Annotated in this window: 18 protein-coding genes; 9 read left to right on the top strand and 9 right to left on the bottom strand. The window is 71.0% G+C overall.

Annotated features, from left to right (window positions below):
• The first annotated feature begins 93 nt into the window (after positions 1 to 93).
• On the top strand, positions 94 to 1,926 hold the full coding sequence (locus tag AB0L91_RS10830) for a phosphoenolpyruvate carboxykinase (GTP) (protein ID WP_365009010.1): 1,833 nt from the start codon (positions 94 to 96) through the stop codon (positions 1,924 to 1,926).
• A 53-nt stretch (positions 1,927 to 1,979) separates the two neighbouring features.
• On the opposite strand, the gene AB0L91_RS10825 is transcribed toward AB0L91_RS10830, so the two are convergent.
• Complete coding sequence (locus tag AB0L91_RS10825; protein ID WP_357342120.1) at positions 1,980 to 2,735, bottom strand: phosphohydrolase; 756 nt, start codon at positions 2,733 to 2,735, stop codon at positions 1,980 to 1,982.
• A gap of 114 nt (positions 2,736 to 2,849) precedes the next feature.
• Between AB0L91_RS10825 and AB0L91_RS10820 the strand changes: the two genes are divergently transcribed.
• Complete coding sequence (locus AB0L91_RS10820; RefSeq protein WP_365009007.1) at positions 2,850 to 3,800, top strand: helix-turn-helix domain-containing protein; 951 nt, start codon at positions 2,850 to 2,852, stop codon at positions 3,798 to 3,800.
• Between the two features lie 291 nt (positions 3,801 to 4,091).
• Positions 4,092 to 4,271 (top strand): hypothetical protein, encoded by a 180-nt coding sequence (locus AB0L91_RS10815; RefSeq protein ID WP_355274970.1) that lies wholly within the window; start codon positions 4,092 to 4,094, stop codon positions 4,269 to 4,271.
• Between the two features lie 4 nt (positions 4,272 to 4,275).
• Here the strand turns inward: AB0L91_RS10815 and AB0L91_RS10810 are convergent, their stop codons facing one another.
• Positions 4,276 to 5,724, bottom strand: coding sequence for an aldehyde dehydrogenase (locus tag AB0L91_RS10810; protein ID WP_355274967.1), 1,449 nt, complete (start codon positions 5,722 to 5,724; stop codon positions 4,276 to 4,278).
• Between the two features lie 211 nt (positions 5,725 to 5,935).
• On the opposite strand from AB0L91_RS10810, the gene AB0L91_RS10805 reads away from it, so the two are divergent.
• A complete protein-coding gene (locus AB0L91_RS10805) occupies positions 5,936 to 6,232 on the top strand; it encodes a hypothetical protein (RefSeq protein WP_355274964.1) in 297 nt (98 codons plus the stop codon).
• On the opposite strand, the gene AB0L91_RS10800 is transcribed toward AB0L91_RS10805, so the two are convergent.
• Positions 6,160 to 7,032, bottom strand: a complete 873-nt coding sequence (locus AB0L91_RS10800) for a class I SAM-dependent methyltransferase (RefSeq protein ID WP_355274961.1) — start codon at positions 7,030 to 7,032, stop codon at positions 6,160 to 6,162. The two genes, AB0L91_RS10805 and AB0L91_RS10800, sit on opposite strands and share 73 nt — an antisense overlap.
• A gap of 155 nt (positions 7,033 to 7,187) precedes the next feature.
• On the opposite strand from AB0L91_RS10800, the gene AB0L91_RS10795 reads away from it, so the two are divergent.
• On the top strand, positions 7,188 to 8,357 hold the full coding sequence (locus AB0L91_RS10795) for a glycosyltransferase family 4 protein (protein ID WP_357342122.1): 1,170 nt from the start codon (positions 7,188 to 7,190) through the stop codon (positions 8,355 to 8,357).
• On the opposite strand, the gene AB0L91_RS10790 is transcribed toward AB0L91_RS10795, so the two are convergent.
• The gene (locus AB0L91_RS10790; protein ID WP_365009001.1) at positions 8,323 to 10,575 is read right to left on the bottom strand and encodes a hypothetical protein; all 2,253 of its coding nucleotides are present in this window, start codon (positions 10,573 to 10,575) and stop codon (positions 8,323 to 8,325) included. The genes AB0L91_RS10795 and AB0L91_RS10790 overlap by 35 nt on opposite strands.
• A gap of 189 nt (positions 10,576 to 10,764) precedes the next feature.
• Between AB0L91_RS10790 and AB0L91_RS10785 the strand changes: the two genes are divergently transcribed.
• Entirely contained in the window at positions 10,765 to 11,943 is a 1,179-nt protein-coding gene (locus tag AB0L91_RS10785; protein ID WP_365008998.1) for a polysaccharide biosynthesis protein, read from the top strand.
• A gap of 376 nt (positions 11,944 to 12,319) precedes the next feature.
• Here AB0L91_RS10785 and AB0L91_RS10780 read toward each other — a convergent pair whose 3' ends face one another.
• On the bottom strand, positions 12,320 to 13,513 hold the full coding sequence (locus AB0L91_RS10780) for a DUF3068 domain-containing protein (RefSeq protein ID WP_365008995.1): 1,194 nt from the start codon (positions 13,511 to 13,513) through the stop codon (positions 12,320 to 12,322).
• 145 nt (positions 13,514 to 13,658) lie between these two features.
• On the opposite strand from AB0L91_RS10780, the gene AB0L91_RS10775 reads away from it, so the two are divergent.
• Complete coding sequence (locus AB0L91_RS10775; RefSeq protein WP_365008992.1) at positions 13,659 to 14,843, top strand: acyltransferase; 1,185 nt, start codon at positions 13,659 to 13,661, stop codon at positions 14,841 to 14,843.
• Here the strand turns inward: AB0L91_RS10775 and AB0L91_RS10770 are convergent.
• The 4 genes from AB0L91_RS10770 to AB0L91_RS10755 all read right to left on the bottom strand — a co-directional run bounded on the left by AB0L91_RS10770 (position 14,840) and on the right by AB0L91_RS10755 (position 20,949).
• Positions 14,840 to 19,018: an alpha-(1->3)-arabinofuranosyltransferase gene (locus AB0L91_RS10770; RefSeq protein WP_365011245.1), complete on the bottom strand. Its 4,179-nt coding sequence runs from the start codon at positions 19,016 to 19,018 to the stop codon at positions 14,840 to 14,842. The genes AB0L91_RS10775 and AB0L91_RS10770 overlap by 4 nt on opposite strands.
• Positions 19,019 to 19,070: 52 nt before the next feature.
• Entirely contained in the window at positions 19,071 to 19,241 is a 171-nt protein-coding gene (locus tag AB0L91_RS10765; protein ID WP_181698846.1) for a DUF2613 domain-containing protein, read from the bottom strand.
• A gap of 67 nt (positions 19,242 to 19,308) precedes the next feature.
• Complete coding sequence (locus tag AB0L91_RS10760) at positions 19,309 to 20,424, bottom strand: isochorismate synthase (protein ID WP_365008990.1); 1,116 nt, start codon at positions 20,422 to 20,424, stop codon at positions 19,309 to 19,311.
• 57 nt (positions 20,425 to 20,481) lie between these two features.
• A complete protein-coding gene (locus AB0L91_RS10755; protein WP_355274941.1) occupies positions 20,482 to 20,949 on the bottom strand; it encodes a universal stress protein in 468 nt (155 codons plus the stop codon).
• A 113-nt stretch (positions 20,950 to 21,062) separates the two neighbouring features.
• Between AB0L91_RS10755 and AB0L91_RS10750 the strand changes: the two genes are divergently transcribed.
• Together AB0L91_RS10750 and AB0L91_RS10745 are read left to right on the top strand one after the other, a co-directional pair.
• Positions 21,063 to 22,241, top strand: a complete 1,179-nt coding sequence (locus AB0L91_RS10750) for a glycoside hydrolase family 3 N-terminal domain-containing protein (RefSeq protein WP_355274938.1) — start codon at positions 21,063 to 21,065, stop codon at positions 22,239 to 22,241.
• An 85-nt stretch (positions 22,242 to 22,326) separates the two neighbouring features.
• The gene (locus AB0L91_RS10745) at positions 22,327 to 22,926 is read left to right on the top strand and encodes a TetR/AcrR family transcriptional regulator (RefSeq protein WP_365008987.1); all 600 of its coding nucleotides are present in this window, start codon (positions 22,327 to 22,329) and stop codon (positions 22,924 to 22,926) included.
• The last annotated feature ends 67 nt before the right edge of the window (positions 22,927 to 22,993 follow it).

The following is a 22,993-nucleotide window of genomic DNA, read 5'->3' as shown; positions in this document are numbered from 1 at the left end:
TTGTGCGGTGGTTGGTTCGCTGCGGACGCCTTCCCGCCCGGTGGCGATCGATGGACTTCGCATCGAAGAACCGCCCATCTCAGGAGAGTTTTCATGACCTCAGCGACCATTCCTGGTCTTCGTGGATCCGACGGCACGGCGCCGACCGAGCACAGTGAACTGCTCGCCTGGGTACAGGAAGTCGCAGAGCTCACTCAGCCGGATCGCGTGGTCTGGGCCGACGGCTCCGACGCGGAATGGGATCGCCTGACCACCCAGCTGGTCGAGGCGGGCACCTTCAAGAAGCTCGACGAGAAGAAGAAGCCGAACTCGTTCCTGGCGCTGTCGGACCCGTCCGACGTCGCCCGCGTCGAGTCGCGCACCTACATCTGCTCCAAGACCGAGGCCGACGCCGGTCCGACCAACAACTGGGTCGACCCCGCCGAGATGCGCGCCACCATGACCGAGCTGTACCGCGACTCGATGAAGGGCCGCACCATGTACGTGGTGCCGTTCTGCATGGGCCCGCTCGGTGCCGAGGACCCCAAGCTGGGCGTGGAGATCACCGACTCGGAGTACGTCGTCGTGTCGATGCGCGTGATGACCCGCATGGGCCAGGCCGCGCTGGACAAGCTGGGCGCCGACAAGCCGTTCGTGAAGGCGCTGCACTCGGTGGGCGCCCCGCTCGCCGAGGGCGAGGCCGACGTGCCGTGGCCGTGCAGCGACACCAAGTACATCACCCACTTCCCCGAGGACCGTGAGATCTGGTCCTTCGGTTCCGGCTACGGCGGCAACGCCCTGCTCGGCAAGAAGTGCTACTCGCTGCGCATCGCCTCGGCGATGGCCCACGACGAGGGCTGGCTGGCCGAGCACATGCTGATCCTCAAGCTGATCTCGCCGGAGAACAAGAACTACTACGTCGCCGCCGCGTTCCCGAGCGCCTGTGGCAAGACCAACCTCGCGATGATCCAGCCGACCATTCCGGGCTGGCGCGCGGAGACCCTGGGCGACGACATCGCCTGGATGCGCTTCGGCGAGGACGGCCGGCTCTACGCCGTGAACCCGGAGTTCGGCTTCTTCGGCGTCGCGCCGGGCACCAACCGCAGCTCCAACCCCAACGCGATGGCCACCATCGAGGCGGGCAACACCGTCTACACCAACGTCGCCCTGACCGACGACAACGATGTGTGGTGGGAGGGCCTCGAGGGCGAGCCCGATCACCTGATCGACTGGAAGGGCAACGACTGGAACCTCCGCGAGTCGGAGACCCTGGCCGCGCACCCGAACTCGCGCTACTGCACCCCGATGTCGCAGTGCCCGATCCTGGCCCCCGAGTGGGACGACCCGCAGGGTGTGCCGATCTCGGCGATCCTGTTCGGCGGTCGCCGCAAGACCACCGTCCCGCTGGTGACCGAGTCGTTCGGCTGGGAGCACGGCGTGTTCATGGGCGCCACCATGGGCTCGGAGCAGACCGCCGCCGCCGAGGGCAAGGTCGGCACCGTCCGCCGCGACCCGATGGCGATGCTGCCGTTCCTCGGCTACCACGTGGGCGACTACCTCAACCACTGGATCAACCTCGGCAAGAACGCCGACGCGAACAAGCTGCCGAAGATCTTCTACGTCAACTGGTTCCGCCGTGGTGGCGACGGCCGCTTCCTGTGGCCCGGATTCGGTGAGAACTCCCGCGTGCTGGAGTGGATCGTCGGCCGCATCGAGGGCCGTTCGGGCGCCGAGGCGACCGCGGTCGGCAACGTCCCGTCGGCTTCCGACCTCGACCTGGAAGGCCTCGACGTGGTCGTCGGCGACGTCGACGAGGCGCTCGCGGTGAACGTCGAGGAGTGGCGCAACGAGATCCCGTCGATCGAGGAGTGGTTCCAGTTCGTCGGCGACAAGCTGCCCTCGGGCGTGCGTGACGAGTTCGAGGCCCTCAAGGAGCGCCTGGGCTGATCCGCCCCGCAACAGCGAACCGCCCGTACCGCATGCGGTACGGGCGGTTTCGTCTATTCGGCGAAGGGCGCCAGCTTGATCATCGGCAGGAAGCCGGCGCCGGTGAGCCAGTGGATGCGGCCGTCGGGGACGGCGGCGGCCTCGGCGGTGAAGCAGGCGACGAGGTGTCGCTTGAAGTCCTGGCGCGGGTGGCGGACGAGCAGGTCGTCGACGAAGCCCGCGTCGAGATCGGCCAGCCGTCGGCCCAGGACGTCGACCGAGGCGCCCGCGGAGACGAAACCGCCGGGATCGGCCAGGTTCTCGGCCGCGTCCGGGTTGAGGTGGGCGGCGATCGCGGCGCCGATCGCCGCCGCGCGCTCGGCGGGCGCGCCGTGCCGGACCGCGAACGCGTTCGCCGTCTCGCCGCCGACCACGGCGAAACACCGGCCCGGCGTCGGCTGTTCGAGTTCCAGGTCGTGCAGCAGGCTGGCCACGTAGCCGATCTCGTCGTCGTGGTCGACGCCGTCGAGCTCGGCGAGGGCGCGGGCGAAGAAGTAGGTGCGGTACGAGTGCGCCAGCATCGTGTCCGAAAGCCGTTCGCGCGCTTCGGCTTCGGCGGCGCGAGCGAGCGCGGTGTCCGGTAGCCGCAGTTCGGCCAGTGCCAGCCGCCCCGAGCCGCGCCTGCCGAGTGCCTGCCGCACGCGGCCCGGCACCATCGCGGGCACGGTGCGCAGCAGGCGCACGGTGAGCGCCCGGCGCTGGGCGGCGGTCAGATTCCCGCCGGTGCTGGTGGCCCACTCCCAGTCGAGGGCGGGTGTCACGGTGAGCATGATCGGTCTCCTCCGACGCGTGTTTCGCGATGTCCGTCGAGTGTCGCGGAGTGGATCCGGCCGGTGAAGTGGCGGAAATGCCAGCAATGCGTGGATGCGTGCCAAACTGGAGAGATGATCGAGGTCGCCGCGCTGGCACTGGACGGGGTGATGACGTTCGACCTGGCCTGCGCGGTGCAGACGTTCCGGCACGGACCCGGCGTCACCGGCGAACCGGTGGGCTTCGCGATGCGCACCTGCGGGGTCAGGCCCGGTCCGGTGTGGACGCCGAACGGCTTCGACCTGCGGGTGGAACACGGCCTGGAACTCCTGGCCGAGGCCGATCTGATCGTCGTCCCCGGCATCGGCCTGCCGACGCTGCCGACGCCGGAACCCGTGCTCGACGCCCTGCGCGCGGCGGCCGATCGCGGTACGACCATCGCCAGCATCTGCATCGGCGCCTTCGTGCTCGCCCAGGCCGGGCTGCTCGACGACCGCCCGGCCACCACCCACTGGGGCTACTGCGATCAGTTCGCCGAGCTCTATCCGGCGGTGAAACTCGACCCGACGGCCCTCTACGTCGACGACGGCGACATCCTCACCTCGGCGGGCCTGTCGGCCGGCCTGGATCTGTGCCTGCACCTGGTGCGCCGGGAACTCGGTGCGGCGGCGGCCGCCGACCTCGCCCGCTGGAATGTGGTGCCGCCGCATCGCGAGGGCGGCCAGGCGCAGTACATCCCGAAGCCGATGGGCGGCCCCGATCCGCACGGCGGCCTGGCCGCCACGCTGACCTGGGCGGCCGCGAATCCCGAAGCCGCCCGCGATGTCTCGGCCATGGCCGCGCACGCGTTGATGAGTGAGCGCACGTTCATCCGCCGCTTCAAGGCGGAGGTCGGTGCCACCCCGGGCGCCTGGCTCGACGCGCAACGGCTCGGCCGCGCGCGGGAACTACTTGAGCGCACCGACCTTCCGGTGGAGGCGGTTGCGCAGCGCGCCGGGTTCGGCAGTGTGACGGCGTTGCGTGATCATCTGCGCGTCGCCACCGGGCTCACGCCCTCGGCCTATCGGCGCTCGCTGCGGCACTGACACGGTTCCGTCAGAATCCCGATTTCGCCGCGGTTTTCGGGGCGGCGGGCGGTGATGAACTGGACAAGCGAACTATGAGTTTCCGGACAGATTCCGGCGTGGACGATTTCCCCGACTCGATTCTGGGTACATCTGTCGATGTCAGAGGGTCGCTGCCGTTGGGTGGGAGTCGTGACTTATATTCCTGGTCAGGCTCCTCCGCACGTCGCACCATCCGAGCTAACTCCCTTTCGAGACTCCAGCACCGCCGATGCGGTCCCGATGAGATCGACGCTGAGAGGTGGTTGACGCATGACCGATGTGGTGACCGGATACGGGTCCGACACCTACTCGAGTACCCCGCTGCAACGCGTGGCGGGACGTTTGCAGAGCGCACTGCCGCCGGGGTGGCGGGTCGACGTGGTCGACCTGCCACCCCGCGGTCAAGTGGCCGGACAGCCGGTACTGCGGGTGCAGATGCCGGAGAACTGAACTACTACTCCGCCGTCCAGCCCATCGGCATCAGCACGGACTTCTGCTCGCAGAACGCGTCCAGGCCCTCCGGGCCGTTCTCGCGGCCGATGCCCGAGTTCTTGTACCCACCGAAGGGCGCGGTGGGGTCGAAGGCGTACCAGTTGATGGCGTAGGTGCCGGTGCGCACCTTCGCCGCGACCTCGAGGCCGTGGTCGATGTCGGTGGTCCACACCGAACCGGCGAGGCCGTAGTCGGAGTCGTTCGCGATGGCGATCGCCTCCTCCTCGGTCTCGTACGGGATCACCGAGAGCACCGGACCGAAGATCTCCTCCTGGGCGATGGTGCTCGCGTTGTCGACGTCGGCGAAGATCGTCGGCTCGACGAACCAGCCGCGCTCGACGCCGGCCGGCCTGCCGCCGCCGAGGACCAGGCGCGCGCCCTCTTCCTTGCCCTTGGCGATGTAGCCTTCCACCCGCTCGCGCTGCTTCTCGCTGATCAGCGGGCCGAGTTGGGTGGCCGGGTCGGTCGGGTCGCCCGCCTGCATGGTCTTGACGTGCGCGACCAGCGCGTCGACGATCTCGTCGTAGCGGCTGCGCGGGGCGAGGATGCGGGTCTGGGCGACGCAGCCCTGTCCGCTGTTCATCAACCCGGAGAACGCGAGCACGGGGATGCTGGCGGCGAGGTCGACGTCCTCGAGCACGATGGCGGCCGACTTGCCGCCGAGCTCCAGCGAGACCGTCTTGAGCTGCTCGCCCGCGATCGCGGCCAGCTTGCGGCCGACCGCGGTGCTGCCGGTGAAGGTCACCTTGTCGACGCCGGGGTGGCTCGCGAGGTACTCGCTCTCCGCGGCGTCGGCGGGCAGGACCGAGAGCACGCCGTCCGGCAGACCGGCCTCGGTGAAGATGTCGGCGAGGATGTTGGCCGTCAGCGGGGTCAGCGGCGAGGGCTTGAGCACCACGGTGCAGCCGGCCAGCAGGGCGGGGCCGAGCTTGTTGGCGGCCAGGAACAGTGGGACGTTCCAGGCGGTGATCGCCGCGACGACGCCGCGCGGTTCCCGTGAGACGCGCGAGGTTCCGAACAGGCCGGTGCGAGTGTCGTTCCACTGGAACGTCTTCGCCAGCGCCGCCCAGGCGTCCAGCGCGGCGACGGCCGGAAGCTGGTTGAGCGTCAAGGCGGCTAACGAAGGCGCGCCCATCTCCGCGGTGAGCGCGGCGAGCAACTCGGGCGAACGCTGCTCGATCAGTCGGGCCGCCTTGGTGAGCACCTCTGCTCGTTCCAGTGGCGGTGTGGATGGCCACGGTCCGCTGTCGAAGGCGTCGCGGGCCGCGGCGACCGCGGCGTCCACATCGGCCTTCGTCACCGCGGGCACGCTGCCGACGGTCTCCTCCGTTGCGGGTGAGACCACGGAAATGCGGTCACTACCGGCAGGGGTGGTCCACTTCCCGCCGATGAACAGACTGTCGTAGTGCATAAGAACACGTTACAGTTTTGTGGCCGGGTTGTCTGCAACACGTTCTAATTCGCTGTGCCGCAACGACTGTGAACAGGGCGAATTCCAACCTGTCGGTTCGCTTTTCGGGTAAACGCACTATTGCGTTCTGTTGTTGAAAAGGGGATGCTTTAGCTACTGATCAGCTCGCTCGATTCATCAGACCTTTACAGCGAATTGGGGAGACCGACTCATGGCTGTGCAAGTGATCGGCCGATCGTTGATGACCAGCGACCAGACCGACCATCAAGCGAAGAGTGTAGGCAGCGGGGGATGGGTTGTGTCATTCCTGCCCGGCCGGACGCTCACGATCGAGCAGGCAACTGCCGCCATTCAGGCCGCTGAGGCGGTCGCGATGGTCGGGGCGCTGGCTGATCAGGTCGGCCTGACCACGTTGGAGACGGTGGGCCTGGCGATTCAGGAGTCGCCGTGGGTGGCCGCGCTACCCGAGCCGGTCCGCCGGTCGCGTCGATTGAGCTGGCTGGCCTGATCGCCCTTGGTGGCCACGACCACCAGGTTGCTCACCAGTAGCTCGCGGATCACCGGAACTCGAACCAGCCACCACGCCCAGCGCGGGTGGTACCGGGGGAAGACCGTCCGGACGTCGGCTGAAGTCGTTGCCGCCCAGCGCAAACCGTCGGCGGCGGTCACCGCGAACAGTGACCTGCCGAACCTGTTCTTCGGTTCCCTGCCGTGCTTACGGCGGTACCGGCGGGCCGCGTACTCGCCACCGAGGTAGTGCCAGAGGCCGGTCTCGTGACCACCGAACGGCCCGTGCCACACCGTGTAGGAGTACACGATGAGGCCGCCGGGCTTGGTCACGCGCACCATCTCCTCCGCCATCACCCACGGGTGCGGCACATGCTCGGCCACGTTCGAGGAGAAGCAGACGTCGAAGGCGTCGTCGCGGAACGGCAGTGCCATGCCCGATCCGCGGACCGACCCGGAGACCCGCAGGCCCGCGGCGTGCATCTCGGACGGATCGGGCTCGACCGACACGTAGCGCGCCCCCGCCGCGGTGAACTCGTCGGCGAAGTACCCGGGGCCGCCGCCCACGTCGAGGACGACGGTGCCGGTGAGGTCGCGACCGGTGATGTCGGCGTAGAAGTCGCCGATCAGGTCGGCGCTGTCGGTGGCGATGCCGCCGTAGAACCTGGCCGGGTCGGACTGCTCGAACCGGAAGCTGGTGAGCAGCCGCAGGGAGCGGCGCAGCGTCGCGCGGCGCGCGAACCTGGACTGGTCGCGGCGCTGGACGGGCTGCTCGGTTCTCGGCAGGGATGCGGTCGGCACGGCCAGAGTTTATGGGCAGCGTCACCGGGGCCGATCGCGTGGTCCGGCGGGACACAGCGGGACGGACGTGCCGATACAGATGTGTCGCGCAGACCACACCCGCTAGGGTGGGTGCCGACCTTTGTCCTCGACCGAACCGATTGCGAGCCCCGACCGTGCGTGAAGTCCTCCTGCTGTGCTGGCGTGACACGGGGCACCCGCAGGGCGGCGGCAGCGAGCGGTACCTGGAGCAGGTCGGCGCCCAGCTGGCCGCCCGCGGGATCAAGGTCACCCTGCGCACGGCCGGTTACCCGGGCGCGGCGCGCCGCGAGCGGATCGACGGCATCGACATCAGCCGCGCGGGCGGTCGCTTCACCGTCTATCCCCGGGCGCTGGCCGCCATCGTCGCAGGTCGGCTTGGGATCGGGCCGCTGCGCGGAGTGCGCCCCGACGTCGTGATCGACACCCAGAACGGCATCCCCTTCTTCGCCGCCGCCACCGGGGTGCCCTCGGTGGTGCTGGTGCACCACGGCCACCGGGAGCAGTGGCCGGTCGCCGGCAAGCTGGTCGGGCGGATCGGCTGGTGGATCGAGTCGCGGCTCTCGCCGCGCGTGCACCGCGACAACCAGTACCTGACCGTCTCGCTGCCCTCGGCCGAGGAACTGGCGGTGCTCGGCGTCGACCGCGAGCGCATCGCCGTCGTGCGCAACGGGGCCGAGCCGGTGCCCGCCGAGGTCGTCCCCGGCGCCGACGGCACCCGCGCCACCCATCCGCGCATCGCCGTGCTGTCGCGCCTGGTTCCGCACAAGCAGATCGAAGACGCGCTGACCGCCGTCGCCGCCCTGCGTGGGCGCTTCCCCGATGTGCACCTCGACGTGATCGGCGACGGCTGGTGGGCGCCGAACCTGCGCGCCTGCGCCGACGAGCTCGGCATCGCCGACGCCGTCACCTTCCACGGCCACGTCGACGAACAGCGCAAGCACGAGATCCTGTCGACCGCGTGGGTGCATGTAATGCCGTCGCGCAAGGAAGGCTGGGGCCTGGCCGTCATCGAGGCGGCCCAGCACGGCGTGCCGACCATCGGCTACCGCAGCTCGCGCGGCCTCACCGACTCCATCGTCGACGGCGTCACCGGACTGCTCGTTGACGACGCCCCCGCATTGGCCGAGGCGGCCGCCGACCTGCTGGCCGATCCGGAGACCCGGCTCATGATGGGCGAGAAGGCGCGAGCCCGCGCGCGGGAATTCTCCTGGGAGCAGACCGGTTCCGGGGTCTACGAGGTGCTGTCCGCCGCCGCCCGTGGCGCGTTCGTCACCGGTTTGGTCGCCCCGCCCGCGCGGGACTGAAGCGCGGAAGCAGTGCGGCGGTGAGCAGTCCGCCGATCAGCAGCGTCGCCCACAGCAGGTGCGCCGCCGCGGAAATCCACCGTTGCGCCGGCGTGGCGATGTCGGTGGGGGCGTGGTCCGCCAGCCGGTACAGGGCCAGATCCGCGTCCTGATACGCCAGTTCCGCTGCGGCGAGGGTCTTCCCGGAGTCGCCGAGCGGGCCGGGAGTGGTGCGCTCCACGACGATCCAGCCGACCCCGAGTGCCGCGATCTCGGCCGGGCTCGCGCCCCTGAGCAGCGCGTCTTCGACCCGGCGCGCCCGGTTGCCCTCACCGTTGACGGCGTAGCCCCGGACCCGCAGCTCACCGGTTTGCAGCACGTCGTTCGGCAGGATGCGCGGCGCCGGATCGAGCACGGGAGCGGTTCCGCTGTAGGGGAATCGGCGGAACATGCCGGTCGGGAGAACGGCCACATCGCCGGGCGCGTCCATGCGCTCGACAACCTGCGCCCACCCCGCCGGGTAGTGCGCCGGCCGCATCTCGCCGCCGACACCCCAGGCCAGATCGGCCAGCGGGAGGATCAGCAGGGCGATGAAAAGAGCGGCCACAGTGGCGGTTCCGCGTTCGGTTCGTGCGGTGGCTGCTGTCGGTGCGGCGTTGTCCGTGTTCCCGGGAGCGGCGTTGTCCGAGGCCGCCGGTGCAGCATCGACCGGGCCTGTCAGCGCAGCCTGGCTGGCGTCCGCTGAGTCGGCGTGGATGGAGTGTGTCAGTGCAGCCCGGCTCGCGTCCGCTGAGTCGGCGTGGATGGAGTGTGTCAGTGCAGCCTGGCTCGCGTCCGCTGGATCGGCGTGGATGGAGTGTGACGGTGCAGCCCGGCTGGCATCCGCCGGACCGGCGTCGATCGAGCCGGTGGGCTCGGCGTGGGTCGACTCCGTCGGATCGGCTTCGACGGAGTTCGTCGGTCCGGCGAGGGACGAGTCCGCCGGACCGGCGTGCTGGAAGTCCTGGCTTGTCGTTGGACCCGGTTGTGCTGATGCTGTCCGGCGGGCCCAGCGGAGGGCGGTTCCGCACGCGGCTGCCGCGCACAGTGCGTAGGCGGGCATCGCCAGCGCGACGTACTTCTGCGTGTCGCGCAAAAGGCCGGCGCCGGGGACATGCACCACCAGCCACTCGCCGACCGCGAGACCGGGGCCGGTCGCACCGAGTGCGGGCAGCACGATCGCCACTGCCGCAATGACCAGCAGTGCCCGGCCGTTGCGGCCCAGCGCCCACACGGAGCGCACGCCCAGCGCGACGATGCCGAGCAGTAACACGGTGCCGACCAGCGCCAATGGTGTCGTCCGGGTGGCGGGCACCGCCTCGCTGTTCCAGATCCCGCCCAGCCCGGCCAGGCTGCCCAGGGTGCCGAGCCACGGCTCGGCCCTGGCCGCGAACGCCGACACGCCCGCCGGATCCGATGGTTCGGCGCCGGAGCCGAGCGCCGTCGCGGTCAGCCAGGGCGCGCACGTGAGGACCCACAGGACCGTGGCGGGCAGGAAAGCCCGCCGCCCGACCAGCGCGAGCCCGATGATCGCGGCCAGCAGTGACCCCGTCGGCGTCAGCCCGGCCGCCGCGAAACCCGCCGTCAGCGCAGCCCAGGCCCCGATCGCCGCGTTCCTCGTGGAGGACGTGTTGCCGTCGGCCGTGGTGCCGTGTACTGCGTTCCTGCCGGAGGATGCCCCGTCGGCTTGGATGCCGTTCGTCGCACTCCTGCCCGAGAACACCTGGCTGCGGGGCTGCGTCGCTTGTCGGACGCGGGCGGCGGCCAGGGCGATCCAGGGGAGGGCGGCGTAGCCGGTGAGCAGGCTCCAGTGGCCCTGGAGCAGGCGTTCGGCGACGTAGGGGTTCCAGAGGGCGATGGTGGCGGCGACGAGTTGGGCGGGGGTGGACGCGGTGAGGAATTCGCGGGCGAGGACCGCGGCGCCGTAGCCGGCGGCCCACAGGGCGACGATCAGGATCGCCTTGACCAGCAGACCACCGTCGATCAGCGGGGAGAGCACGGCGAGCAGCGCGTCCTGGGGGACAGCGCGAGGCGCGGCGGCGCCGAGGCCGAGCGCGGAATCGGTGAGATAGGAGCGCGGGGTGCTGACGGCGTCGCGGAGCAGCAGGTAGCCCGAGCCGGCCAGCGGTCCGAGGATGATCAGCGCGAGCAGCGCGCAATATCCGGCCACCGCGGCCCTCGCCCGCCTGTCTCCCGTCACGCCAGTGCACCTTACGTTCCGTCGATCGGCCACGGGCCCGGCGGGCTGGCGGCACCAAGGTGAGTCCGGTCGGACTCACATTTTCGGGGTACTGGTGATACGAAGGGCGCGGAGGTGCGACGATGAGGCGTGTCCTCGGTCCGTCGCCCCCCTGTCGTTGCTGACCTGACCTGGGTGACGGCAGGCGCGATGACCGCCAACGTCGCCGGGTACCTGCTGCAACTGCTCGCAGGCCGCTGGCTCGGCGTCGCCGGGTACAGCGAGTTCGCGAGCCTGCTCGCCGTGCAGCTGCTGTGCGCCGTGCCCGCGCTGGCCATGCAGAACGTGGTGGCGCGCGAGGTGGTCCGCGGGGCGGATCTGCGCGCGGTGCGGGCGATGCAGTGGCGGTGTGCCGCGCTGGTCGCCGCGGTCGCGGTGGTCCTGGTGCCGGTGGTCGCCGGGCTGCTGCACGTCGGGGTGTGGGCGGCCGCCGCCGCGCTCGGTGCGGCACCCGCCCTGGTCGTGCTCTCCGGCGAACAGGGAATTCTGCAAGGCGGCAACCACTTCCGTGCCTTGGCCGCCGTGCTCGCGATGGCCGGAACGGCACGCGTCGCGCCCGCACTGGTCGCCCTCGCCCTCGGCGGCGGTGCGGCGGGTGCGCTGTGGGCGGGCGCGGCGGGCATCGTCTGCGCGGCGATCATCGCAGGCCGCATCGCCCGATCGACCGCGCGCGAGCAGACGCCGTGCCCGGACGGCCGGACGATCGGGGTGCTGCCGGTGCTGCGGGCCGTGCAGGTGCAGGCGGCGCTGATGGCGCTGTCCTCGGCGGACCTGATCGTTGTGCGGATCGTGCTCGACGATGTCGACGCGAGCCGCTACTCGCTGGGCACCATCGCGACGAAGATCGCGTTCTGGCTGCCCCAGGCCGTCGGCGTCGTGCTGTATCCGCGCATGGCCCAGCCAACGCACTCGGCCCGCGCGATCCGTGACGCGCTGTCGGTGCTGTCGATCATCGGCGTGGTCGCGGTGCTCGGTGCCGCGCTGGCCGCCCCGCTCGCCCCGCTGTTCGCCGGGCAGGACTACGCGCCGATCCAGGGCATGCTGTGGTTGTTCGCGCTGCACGGCGCGATCCTGGCCGTCCTCCAGGGCGCCTTGCTGTCCGCGATCGCCGTCGAACGCACCGCCCTGGCCGCCGTCACCTGGATCGGCCTGGTCCTCGAGGTGACCCTCATGCTCACCTTCGCCCGCACCATCGGCGCCCTGATCACCACCGCCGTCTCGGTCGCCGCCGTCACCACCCTGATCGTCGCCGTCGTCGTCCTGCGCACCGCCGCCCGCGCGACTATCCACAACCCCGCCCCCACCGTCTCGACAGGCAGCGTCTCGTAGCCCGGCAGCGTTTTGGCCCGGGCCTGCCGAGTCATCAGCCCCGCCTCGTAGCGGAGCCCCGGCCCCACCGCCGCCACAGGCAGGGACTCGTAGTCCGGCAGCGTTGTTCGCCCGGCCTGCCGCGTCATCGGCACGGCTGTGTGTCGCCGAGGCCCGGCCCCGCCGTCGCCACAAACTCGTAGTCTGGCATCGCGGCAGCCCCAGGCCTCGGCCCGCATCGCTCCCGATCGCGGCGCACCGGTGCGGGCTCCGGGTAGCCCGGGAACGAAAGTCGCGTGGTTCCACAGGCATCCACATCATCTGTGGACAACGACGTGAGCGAGGCTCGGAATCGACAACGGCCCCGGTCGTGATGACCGGGGCCGTGCGCGGGAACTCAAGGACGCTTGTTGATATCGATCTGCTCTGTCGGCGCGTCGTAGTCACCCCGGTTGAACTGGGTGGTCGGCGCGTCGTCGGCGTCCCAGCTCGAGGTGTCGTCCGGGGCGGCGGTGGGGGCCGGGGTCGGACGGGCGCCGCGGGGGCTGGCGTGCTGCGGGGTGCTCCCGCCGCCGCGCAGGCCGAGGAACAGGCCGGCGAGCAGGGCGATCACGCCGAGGATGCCGAACACGATCGGCACGACGCGGCCGAACAGCGACAGCTTGTCGGTGTTCTCCTTGGCGATCGCGATCTGCGACTCGATGGTGTTCTCGTCGAACACGATGTGCGACTTGAGCGCGGTCACCTCGGGCTTGTCGGCCGAGCGGGCGTAGAACAGGTGGATCGACTCGCCGCCCTTGATGACGGTGCCGGTCTGCGGCTCGACCCACAGGTCACGCACATTGGTGTAGTAGCGGGTCATGGTGACCGGCTGATCGGCGGGCACGTCGGTGACGCCCCACTTCGACGCGGGCAGGGTCAGCCGGTTGGTCGGCGACTGCACGACGTCCCAGGTGCTGGTGACCGGCGCGGTCATCTGGAAGTGGTAGACCTTCGTGCTGTTGATCTCGGTCTCTTCGATGAAGTTCGCGTCGAAGGCCTTGCGCACGTTGATGTCGAAGTACGGGTAGGTCTTCTTCTCGGTGCCGATCGGGAAGCGGTAGCCGAGGCCGGTGTGCTGCACCGGCTCCATGACGCTGCCGTCCTTGTTGACGGTGACCGCGATCGAGCCGTTGGGCTCGGTGTCGACCGGCATGCCGGTCACGCGGTCGATGGTGACCCGGTCGATGGTGGCGGTGAGCAGACCGGTGTCGCCCTGCACGTCGGTGCGGCGCAGCGTCTGGCCTGCCTGCAGCGTCATCTCGTCGGCGTCGGAGGGCTCCTCGACGGTGACGAAGCGCTGCGAGACCAGCGGCACGTCCTTGTTCACGACGGCGGGCCCGTCGCCGGTGGTCAGCGACTTGGAGTCGAGGACGAGACTGTCCTCGCCCTTCTGGTTCTCGGCGATCGTGGTGATCTCGAGGTCGAGCGGAGTCTTGGCCACCTTGCTCACGGTGTAGGTGGGGATCATCAGCGCGGCGACGAGTAATGCCGCGCCCAGACCCACGAGCACGCAGGCGACCGTCCTTCTGGTACCGGCACTCAGTGCCATGCAAACTCTCCTCGTCGTTCGAACACCGGATCCTCCGGTGGTCTGGTATTGCACCTAGCCCTCGTGAGCCCCGACACTAACAGCCCGACCGCGCAGTGTGCCGTGCTGCGCCCGGTAAATCGCCGACACGGCAGACTGGAGCGTGATGACGACCGCTACCGCCCCCGTTTCACCGCCCCGCGCCTTCAATCCCGCCCTCGAGGGGATGCGCGGAATGGCGGCACTCGGTGTGCTGTTGACCCACGTCGCGTTCCAGACCGGCGCGAGCGGGATCGCGGTCATCGGCCCGATCCTGGAGCGCTTCGACATGGCGGTCGCGGTGTTCTTCGCGCTGTCGGGCTATCTGCTGTGGCGCCCGCACGCGGCCGCAGCGCGCGGGCTCGGCACCGCCCCCGGCACGATCCGCTATCTGCTGCATCGCCTCATGCGCATCGTCCCCGCGTACTGGGCGGTGGTGGTGTTCGTGCTGGTGCTGCTGCCCGGCGCGGCGCAGTCGGCGAACCTCCGGGTGTGGGTGTCGAACCTGTTCCTGCTGCAGGTGTTCGTGCCGCTCACCCTGACCGAGGGGCTCACCCAGATGTGGAGCCTGTCGGTGGAGGTGGCGTTCTACCTGGTGCTGCCGCTGCTGGCCTTCGCGATCGTGCGGCTGCGCGGCGCTGCAGCGCGCTGGCGTGTCCCGGTGATCTGCGCGCTGATGGCGGTCACGCTGACCTGGAATCTGTGGCCCGTCCCGACCCCGGACGCCATCCACGCCGACAACTGGCTGCCCGGCTATCTGCCGTGGTTCGCGGCGGGCATGCTGCTCGCCGAGCTGATCTACCAGGTGCGGCCCGAGGCCTGGTGGCGCGCGCCGTTCGCCAGTCAACCGCTGATGTGGGCGATCGCGCTGGCCGCCTTCCTGCTCTCGGCCACCGAGTTCGGCGGCCCGGCCGGCTTGGAGCGGGCGGAGCCGTGGCAGTACGCGATGAAGATGGTGCTCGGCACGATCATCGGGTTCGGCCTGCTCGCCCCGCTGGTGTTGCGTCCCGGTGACGCCGCGCCGCACCGCTGGCTGGAGTCGCCGACCGCCGCCACGCTGGGCCGCTGGTCCTACGGCATCTTCCTGTGGCACCTGGTGGTGCTCACCATGGTGTTCCCGGTGTTCGGCCTGCTGCCGTTCAACGGCAACTTCGGCTACGTCCTCGTGCTCACCACCGCGCTGACCCTGCCGCTGGCCGCCGCGAGCTTCGCGCTGATCGAGGACCCGGCGCGGCGGCTGGCCCGGCGCTGGGACAAGGCCGCGGCCGCCCGCCGCGCCGCGCGGGCCGAGGCGGTCGCCGCGTCGCGCTAACGCCGACGACGTGGCAGCGCCGCGACACCGACCGCGATCACGGCGATGACCGCGGGTGCCTGCGCCCACAGCGACCCGCCCATATAGGGGCTGCCCGAACGCCACGTTCCGGTGGACAGCGCGCCCGCCGAGATCAGCGTCCCGAGCCCGGCCACCCACGGCAGCGTCCGCGCGGTCAGCGCGGGGCGGAACCGGCTACCGGCCAGCGCGAGCAGCGTGAGCGCCGCGCCTACTGGCCCCGACACCACGGTCACCACGCCGGTCAGCCCGGCCGCGGCGGCCCAGCGCACACCCCAGGTCACCGGCGCCGGCCCGGCGTCGGGCACCTCCCGCCGCCGCGGAATCGCCAGCAGTACCAGCGGAATCAGCAGCAGCAGCCCACCGAAGATGGCGAGCCGGTACCAGCGGTCGGCCGGGAACGACACGGTGATCTCCCCGGTCGTGCCCGCCGGGACGAGCCACGCCTGCTGCCACCCGTCGACGACCACCGGTGACAGCGCGCGCCCGTCGGCGGTGTGCGCCTGCCAGCCCACATTGGTGCTCAGCGGCAGAACGAGCAGCTGGGTGCCCGGATCGGCGGGCGCGGGCGCGATCGGATCGGTGCGCACGAGCCGCAACCGGTCGACGGTGAACAGCTCGGTCGGCGCGACGGTGAGATCGGGATGGCCGGGGAGCAGCTCGAGATCGGCCGCGTCCTGCGCGCAGGCCCGCGCGGACACCGGTGCGCCGGAACGGAGTTCGTCGGCGGTGGCGGTGATCGTCGTGTGCACGGTGCGACCGCCGATCGCGATCACCGGACCGTCTTCGCAGCCGATGGTGACCAGCCGGTCGCCTGCCGCGTGCGCCGGATACTCGGGGCCGAGCACCTCCACCTCGGCGAGGCCGGTCGGCTGGGTGAGCACGAAGCCGAGCGCGGTGCGGTCGAGCACCTCGTTCCAGCTCTGGATGCTGATCTCGACGCGATCGGTGACGGTGGGGTACAGCGAGATCCGCGCGGGTTCGCCGTGTTCGCGCTCGGGCAGTTCGCGCACCTGCGGACCGTTGCCGAGGTTGACCATGACGGCGGTGGCGGTCGCGGGGAGCCCGCCGAGCGCGGTGGTGATGTCGAGCCCGGTGACCTCGGCGGGTTCCGGAAGCTCCAGCACCAGGGTGGGTTTGGCCCCGGCGAGCCCGCGGACGGTGGCCTCGGGCGCGGTCCAGGTGGTCTTCGGATCGCCGTCGGTGGCGGCGAAGGCCGCACCGCGCAGGTCGCCGACGTCGGCCTTGCCGCGCGCCACCGGTCGGGTGTGGTCGGTGAGCAGGGCCTCGAGCGCCGGGCCCGGCCGGGTGCGCACGGTCAGGTCGGTGGTGGCGGTGAGTGGTTCGGGCACGGCCAGCGTGCGCCCGAAGACACCGGGCTCCTCGGCGGGCAGGCCGAGTCCCTTGCTGCAATGCACCCGGTCGGGCCCGTCGAAACAGGCACTGCGGCCGGGGAATTCCTGGCCGAGGTCCCAGCCGGTGACGGTGGTGCCCGGCGCGACGTCGGGCAGCACGACCCGGTGCCGGATGTCGACCCGCACCGGGGCGTCGCGCACGCTGTAGTCGTCGAGGGTGAGTTCGCTGATCCCGAACTGGCCACCGCTGGTACCGGTTTCGGTGCGCGCTGCGGTGATCATCACCCAGTCCGTCTCGCCCGCGGGCAGCGGAACCGTCGCCGGCGCACCGGGTTCGGTGATCCGCGCCGAGACGGTGCCGCGGGAGGTACGGACCTCCACCCACTTCACCGGGTCGCCGAGCGCGGCGGCGGTGGTGGTGAACCGCAGCGAGCCGACGGTGATCGGCTGGTCCAGGTCGAGCCGGAGCCACTGGCCGAGCGCGGGTTCGGCGCCGTTGCTGATCCAGGCGGTGCTCGGGTCGCCGTCGACGGCGGCGGCGGTCGAGCTGCCGGGCGCGGCGCCGCCGATCTGGGTGGCGTCGGCGGCGGAACTGGACGCGGTCACCTTCGCGCCGGACCATTCGCCCTGGACGAGCGGAGTGCCCTCGACCGGATAGTCGGGCACCAGGTTGTGCGTGCGGCGGGCGTCGTCGGCGGCGCGGACGGCGGAGTTGTGGTTGTCGACCCGGCCGAAATCGGACTCGCGATCCATCGGGGTGTCGGTCAGCAGGACCGGCTTCGGCGGCAGCCCGGCGCGCGCGGCGTCGGCGGTGAGCAGCACCGGGGCCGTGTGGTTTCCGGTGTCGCGGCGAATGCGCTCGAGCACCTCGGGACCACCCTGGACGACGGGCACGGCGTCCAGCGGCACGGTGTACGCGCCCGGGAATCCCGGCGGCGCGCCGGTCCCGCCGCGCACCGACACCGGGGTGCCCGGCGAGGGCACGTCGACCCGATAGATCTCGATCGCCGGGTAGGCGGGCTGGAGGTCGTTGTCGACGACCAGACCCGCGTCGGCCGCGCGCGGCCCGATCAGGTCGCCGAATTCGGCCACCTTCGTCAGCCCCGGCGAGCCCTCGATCGCCCGGTGCGCCAGCATCGGCCGGGTCGAGCGGGAGGTCTCGGGGTCGAGGTCGTTGCGCAACACCAGGACTCCGATGCCCTGATCGGCGAGGGTGGCGGCCAGCCCGGTCGACGGCCTGCCGTCGGCGATGAGCCGCTGCACCGAGTCCATCGCGCGGATGGTGCCCGGCGGATTCAGCGGCACCGAGTCGCGCACGGCCCAGGGCGTCTCGGCCAGGGCTTGCAGCGGTTCGTCGCGGGTCAGGCCCCAGATCTGGCTGCCGAACGGCGCGCCCGGCACGACCAGCGCGCGGGTGTCGGCGGCGTTGTCGGCCAGCCACTCGGCGGTGTCGGTCCAGTACGCGGGCACCCGGTCGTAGGCGCCGCGCGGCGCGAGCTTGCCGGTCCAGGCCAGCGAGGTGGCCAGCGTGAGCGCGGCCAGGATCAGCGCGGCGACGGCGACGATCCGGTCCCGCTCCGGATGGGCGAAGGTGTTGCGCCACTCGCGCAGCGGCACCGAGGCGGGCAGCGGCACCCGGCCGAGCAGGTGGGCGAGGCCGACCACCAGCGGCAGCCGGATCAGCGGTTCCAGCTTGTGCACATTGCGCAGCGGCGCGCCGCCGGAGTCGAGGAACACCCGCACCGATTCGGAGAACGGACCGCCGAGCGCACCGACGTAGCCCGCGCAGATACCGGCCAGTCCGACCAGCAGGATCAGCGTGAACCGCCCCCGGTACGGCATGGACGACCGCGCCAGCCCGGCCATGCCCGCCGCCGCCAGCAGCCCGGTCGCGAGCACCGCGGCGGGCTGGGTGACCAGCACCGCGCCCGCGATCCGCTCCGGCGAGACGAACGGGGTCCAGCTGTCGGTGCCGCGCAGCACCTCGGCCAGCGAGGCCCACTGCGTCGTCACCCCCGAGGACTCGATGTAGTCGAGGAACGGCGGGCTCACCTTGCCGAGCAGCAGCAGCGGCACCACCCACCAGAAGGTCGCCAGCACCAGCAGCGGAACCCACGCGGCCGTGAACCGCCACCAGCGCCGATTCGGCCGGTAGGAGGCCCACCAGAGCGCGGCGGGCAGGAACGCGGCCACGGTCGCGACGGCGTTCACCGAGCCCATCAGAGCCAGTGCGAGCGCGCTACCGGCGGGTGAGAGCACACCGCCACGCCTGTTCCCCTTGGTCGCTGCCGCACCGGGCCCGCCCGCATCCCGCCGGTTCCGTACCGCGACCCCGAGGGCGGCCGGTGCCAGCAGCACCCACGGCGCCAGCATCATCGGCAGCGTCTCCGAGGAGATCGAGCCGAGCGTGGTGAGCACCCGCGGCGACAACGCGAACGCGATACCGGCGATCACCCGCGACCCGCGCGCGCCGATCCCCAGCGTCTCGCACAGCTTGACGATGCCCCAGAACCCGGCGAGCAGCAGCAGCGCCCACCAGACGCGCTGGGTCACCCACGCGGGCAGCTGCAGCAGATGACCGGCGGAGAAGAAGGTGCCGTGCGGGAAGAAGTAGCCGTAGGCCTGGTTCTGCACCTGGCCCATCGGAGCCTGACTGCTCCACAGGTGCGATGCCCGTGCGAGGAATCCGAGCGGGTTCTGAGCGAGGTCGTACTTGGTGTCCGCGACGGTGAGCCCTGGCGCCTGCGCGAACGTCAGGACGAAGGCGGCTACGACCGTGCCGACGAACCAGCGCCAACCCAGTGGAGCCGTGTCCGGGTGCCCCGCTGGGGGGCGTGACGCGCGGGCGTCGGACTCAGCGGCTGCCGTATTCAGGAGCGTTGAGCAGCGAGGAATCCTTGTCACCGCTGCGGTCGATCGAAGGCGCCGAGTTCTGCTGCACCGCGGCCGTGATCGCGAAGACGGCGATTGCGCTCAGCAGGGCGCCGCCGACCGCGCTGGCAACAGCCGGAACAGCAAACTTCATCGCGCACTCCAATACGCTCGACGTCGGGGTAGTACCTCGGCCAACCTAGCAGGTGTCGGCCGCCAGGTCAGTGATCGGGCACGTCGCAATGCAGCGCGCCGAGCAGTGTCCGGAATTTGGCGGTGGTCTCGGCGAGCTCGGCCGCCGGATCCGACGCCGCCACGATCCCGCCGCCCGCGCTCGCGCGCAGCGTGCGCCCGTCGGCCGCGAGCTCGGCGCCGCGGATCGCGACGACCCATTCGCCGTCGCCGTCGTCGGCGCACCAGCCGACCGCGCCGCCGTAGAAGCCGCGGCGCGGTTCGTCGGCGGTGATCGCGGCCAGCGCGGCGGCGAACGGCGTCCCGTTGACGGCGGGTGTCGGATGCAGCAGCAGCGCCAGGTCGAGCGCGGTGGTCGACGGGTCGCGCAGCACGCCGTGGATCGGGGTGGCCAGATGCCAGACCTGTTCGGTGCTCAGCAGTTCGGGCGCGTCGGGGATGTGCAGTTCCTGGCAGACCGGGGTGAGCTGCTGCCGGATCCACTCGATCACGTACCCGTGCTCGTCGTGGTTCTTGGCGCTGGACAGCAGTTCCCTGGCCTGCGCAGCGTCGGCGTCCGGATCGGCGAGCCGGGGCAGCGTGCCCGCCAGCGGATGCAGGCTGACGCGGGTGCCGTGCCGCGCGACGAGCACCTCCGGCGTCGCACCGAGCAGCGTCTCGCCCGGTCGCCCGGCCGCCGTCAGGTCCACCGCATACACATTGGCGTTGGGATGCCGGGTCAGCAGCTGACCGGCGACGACCTCCGGTTCCAGCGGCGCGTCGGCCTCGATCAGCAGGGTCCGCGCCGCGACCACCTTGCGCAGCTCGGTGCCGGGATCGCCGAGCTGTTCGACCAGCTTCGTCACCCGCGCCACGTGCTCGGCGGCGGTGGGCAGCTCGGCGACGACCCGGACCGCGGGCAGCGCGGGCAGTGCGGCGGGCCGCCACGGTCCGGCCGTGTGCAGCGCGGTCTCCGGCTGCCACAGCGCCGCGGGCTCCTCCGGGTCGAACGGCAGCGCGCCGACGATCAGCCGCGGACCGGTCCCGCTGCCGGGCGCCGTCCACCGGCGCAGCGTGTCGACCGCTTGCCGCGGGTCGGGGTAGCCGGCGCGCACCCCCGCCGCGCGCAGCACCCCGTCGGGGCGGGCCAGCAGGAATCGGTTCATGGTGGTTCGACCATAGCCGCGCCGACCGTGGCCGGGAACGGGGGAGCGATCGAACTCTCAGTGCTCCGGCGGCACCAGCAGGACGGGCCGGTGGCCGTGCTTGAGCACCGCCTCGGCCACGCTGCTGTGCAGCAGCGCGCGCAGTCCGGTGGCGCCGCGGGTGCCCGCGACGATGATGTCGACGTCGAGCTCGTCGGCGCAGTCCACGATCGCGTTCCAGATGGTCGTGGTGCACTCGGCGGTGCGCGGTTCGGCGTGGATGCCCGCCAGTTCGGCCAGGTGCACGCCCTCGGCGTTGATCTTGCGGGCATCGGTGTAGGCGATGTCCTCGATCTCCTCGTCGGGCACCCAGTCCGGTTGCATCACCCCGGCCAGCCCGGAGATGCGGGCGGCCTGGCGCACCATCGGTTCCCAGGCGGTGAGCAGGATGGCGCGCTCGGCGGTGAGGAAGCGGCCCGCGTACTCGATGGCCCGCTTGGCGTGTTCGGAACCGTCGTAGGCGATGAGCATCCGATCGCAAGCCATGACGACCTCCTGCGCTGGTACAGCGTCTTGTGCAGTCAGATTACCCCCGCCCGACCGGGTCCAATCGGATCCGGTGCCGCGGGTCGGGCCCGGCCGGGACTACCGTGGAGCGCATGCGGAAATCGCCTGTGGTCGTGTTCGCAGTCCTAGCCGCCGTCGCCACCGCCTGTTCGGGAGGATCGTCGACCGAGACGACACCGACGGCGAGCGGCACCGGCGTCCCCTCCGCCGCGCAAGGGGGTGACCCGACCTCGCCGGTGACCGGCACGCCCGCGCAATCCGCCTGCGGCGCCGACTATCTCGCGAAACTCACCCAGCGCGAGAAACTCGCGCAGCTGCTGACCGTCGGCATCACCGGCTCGGCCGACGCCACGAACGTGGTGAGCACCGAGCAGGTCGGTGGCATCTTCATCGGCAGCTGGACCGATCCCGGCCTGCTGAACAACACCCAGCTGGACGCGGTGAAGGCGCTGGCCAAGGCGCCGCTGATGGTCACCATCGACGAGGAGGGCGGGCGGGTCTCACGCGCCAAGAACCTCATCGGCGTCGCGCCCTCGGCCAGGGAGATCGCGCAGACCCAGACGCCGGAGCAGCACTACCAGAACACGCTGACCAGGTCGAAGGCGCTCAAGGACCTCGGCGTCACCGTCGACTTCGCCCCCGATGTCGACGTGAGCAGCCAGCCCGCCGACAGCGTCATCGGCGACCGCTCCTACAGCGACGACCCGCAGGTCGTCACCGAGTACGCGGGCGCCTACATCCGCGCCTCCAACGAGGTCGGCCTCGGCGCCGTCATGAAGCACTTCCCCGGCCACGGCTCCGGCTCGGGCGACTCGCACACCGGCGCGGTCCGGACGCCGCCGCTGTCGGAGCTGCAGAACAAGGACCTGGTCCCGTTCCGCAATCTGGTGAACTCCGGCGCGGCCGTGATGGTCGGCCACCTCGACGTGCCCGGCCTGACCGAGCCCGACGTCCCGGCCAGCATCAGCCCGGCCGTGATGTCGCTGCTGCGCGAGGGCACCGGCTACGGCGCGCCGCCGTACAACGGCCCGATCTTCACCGACGATCTCGGCGGCATGGCGGCCATCACCGCCCGCATGTCGATCTCCGACGCGGTGGAGGCGGCGCTGGTCGCCGGCGCCGACAATGCCCTGTGGATCAGTACCGACGCGGTGCCCCAGGTGCTCGACCGTTTGGAACAGTCGGTGGCGAGTGGCAAACTGCCCGCCGACCGGGTCGACGCCTCCGTGTTGCGGATGGCGCGCTACAAGGGCGTACAGCTGGGCTGCTGAGGCGGTCCGGCGACTGTGCGGCAAATGGGCACGGGCGAACTTACCTTGGAGTAATATAGGGGTTCACCCTGCGGTAGGAGAGTGGATGGCGGGCGGAACGAAGCGACTTCCCCGGGCGGTTCGTGAGCAACAGATGCTCGACGCCGCCGTCGAGGTGTTCGCACGCAAGGGCTTCCACGACACCTCGATGGATGCCATCGCCGCCGAGGCGAAAATCTCCAAGCCCATGCTCTACCTGTATTACGGCTCCAAGGACGAGTTGTTCCGGGCCTGCATCCAGCGCGAGGGCCTGCGCTTCATCGAGGCCGTCGCGCCCGCGGGCAACCCGCAACTCACCCCGCACGAGCAGGTGCGCACGGCGCTGGAGGGCTTCCTCGACTTCGTCGACCGCAACCGGCAGTCGTGGCAGGTGCTCTATCGGCAGGCAATCGGTCAGCAAGCTTTCGCGTCCGAGATCGACAACGCGCGCGAGCGCGTCATCGAGCTCACCGCCAAACTGCTCGAGTCCAGTGCCAAGAACGCCGATCCCGGCACCAATTTCGAGGTCGTCGCGGCCGCGGTGATCGGGGCGGGCGAGGCGATCGCCGACCGGGTCGCCAGTGGCCGGATCGAGGTGGCCGAGGCCGTCGACCTGCTCGACGATCTGGCCTGGCGCGGCCTGGCCGGTCGCAAGAAGGCGGAATAGCCCGCCACCGGTTGCTCGCGCTCGTCCGACCTGCCATCGTGCTCGACAGCGGGCGCTGAGGCGCGGC

It is taken from the genome of Nocardia sp. NPDC051833, assembly GCF_040681225.1.
In the GTDB taxonomy this organism is placed as follows: domain Bacteria; phylum Actinomycetota; class Actinomycetes; order Mycobacteriales; family Mycobacteriaceae; genus Nocardia.
The sequence above is the reverse complement of the archived record's forward strand: the minus strand, read 5'-3'. Positions and strand labels throughout refer to the sequence as shown.

What these genes read in the sequence shown, in the direction of transcription:
- AB0L91_RS10760 (WP_365008990.1), bottom strand. Translation starts at nt 20,424, where the DNA reads ATGAACCGATTCCTGCTGGCCCGCCCCGACGGGGTGCTGCGCGCGGCG.
- AB0L91_RS10755 (WP_355274941.1), bottom strand. Translation starts at nt 20,949, where the DNA reads ATGGCTTGCGATCGGATGCTCATCGCCTACGACGGTTCCGAACACGCC.
- AB0L91_RS10825 (WP_357342120.1), bottom strand. Translation starts at nt 2,735, where the DNA reads ATGCTCACCGTGACACCCGCCCTCGACTGGGAGTGGGCCACCAGCACC.
- AB0L91_RS10780 (WP_365008995.1), bottom strand. Translation starts at nt 13,513, where the DNA reads ATGGCACTGAGTGCCGGTACCAGAAGGACGGTCGCCTGCGTGCTCGTG.
- AB0L91_RS10810 (WP_355274967.1), bottom strand. Translation starts at nt 5,724, where the DNA reads ATGCACTACGACAGTCTGTTCATCGGCGGGAAGTGGACCACCCCTGCC.
- AB0L91_RS10830 (WP_365009010.1), top strand. Translation starts at nt 94, where the DNA reads ATGACCTCAGCGACCATTCCTGGTCTTCGTGGATCCGACGGCACGGCG.
- AB0L91_RS10815 (WP_355274970.1), top strand. Translation starts at nt 4,092, where the DNA reads ATGACCGATGTGGTGACCGGATACGGGTCCGACACCTACTCGAGTACC.
- AB0L91_RS10765 (WP_181698846.1), bottom strand. Translation starts at nt 19,241, where the DNA reads ATGAAGTTTGCTGTTCCGGCTGTTGCCAGCGCGGTCGGCGGCGCCCTG.
- AB0L91_RS10805 (WP_355274964.1), top strand. Translation starts at nt 5,936, where the DNA reads ATGGCTGTGCAAGTGATCGGCCGATCGTTGATGACCAGCGACCAGACC.
- AB0L91_RS10820 (WP_365009007.1), top strand. Translation starts at nt 2,850, where the DNA reads ATGATCGAGGTCGCCGCGCTGGCACTGGACGGGGTGATGACGTTCGAC.
- AB0L91_RS10750 (WP_355274938.1), top strand. Translation starts at nt 21,063, where the DNA reads ATGCGGAAATCGCCTGTGGTCGTGTTCGCAGTCCTAGCCGCCGTCGCC.
- AB0L91_RS10775 (WP_365008992.1), top strand. Translation starts at nt 13,659, where the DNA reads ATGACGACCGCTACCGCCCCCGTTTCACCGCCCCGCGCCTTCAATCCC.
- AB0L91_RS10785 (WP_365008998.1), top strand. Translation starts at nt 10,765, where the DNA reads ATGACCGCCAACGTCGCCGGGTACCTGCTGCAACTGCTCGCAGGCCGC.
- AB0L91_RS10745 (WP_365008987.1), top strand. Translation starts at nt 22,327, where the DNA reads ATGGCGGGCGGAACGAAGCGACTTCCCCGGGCGGTTCGTGAGCAACAG.